The organism is Streptomyces africanus, from assembly GCF_002150735.1.
GTDB lineage: Bacteria > Actinomycetota > Actinomycetes > Streptomycetales > Streptomycetaceae > Streptomyces > Streptomyces africanus.
In genome coordinates, this window is sequence record NZ_MUKA01000288.1 from 1 (window position 1) to 566 (window position 566).

The following is a 566-nucleotide window of genomic DNA, read 5'->3' on the forward strand; positions in this document are numbered from 1 at the left end:
AGGCCGGTCTCGGCGGCGACCTCGTGGGCGGAGAGCGGGTGGTCGGCATGGTGCAGGACGCGGCAGATCAGTTCCGTCGTCGGCTCCGAGTGGCCGCTCGGCAGCCCCGGCGACGCGAGGGCCGGGGTGGTGCGCAGGGCGCTGAAGATCCGGTCGACCTGTTCCTGGACGGCGATGCCGCGGCCGCCGCCGACCCGCTCGACGGTGCGACACAGGGCGGCGTAGGACTCCAGGCGGGTGTGCAGCGCGGCGAAAGTGAACGGTTTGACCAGGTAGTGCAGGGCGCCCAGGCGCATGGCGGCCTGGATCGTCGCCACGTCGCCGTCCGCAGTGATCATGATGACGTCGGTGCCGTGCCCCTGTTCCCGCATGCGGTGGACGAGTTCGAGGCCCGTCCCGTCGGGGAGGTAGTGGTCCAGCAGAACAAGATCTATCCCTCCGCGCTGCACCGCCGACAGAGCCTGGGCAGCGCTGTGCGCGCGAGCCGCCACCCGGAAGCCGGGAACTCTTCCCACGTACTTCGCGTTGATCTCGGCGACACGGAAGTCGTCGTCCACGACCAGGAC

Annotated in this window: 1 protein-coding gene; it reads right to left on the bottom strand. The window is 70.3% G+C overall.

Features of this window, described 5'->3' with window-relative positions:
* On the bottom strand, nt 1-566 hold a 566-nt coding region (locus tag CCL05_RS31715), incomplete at both ends, for a response regulator (RefSeq protein ID WP_086564128.1).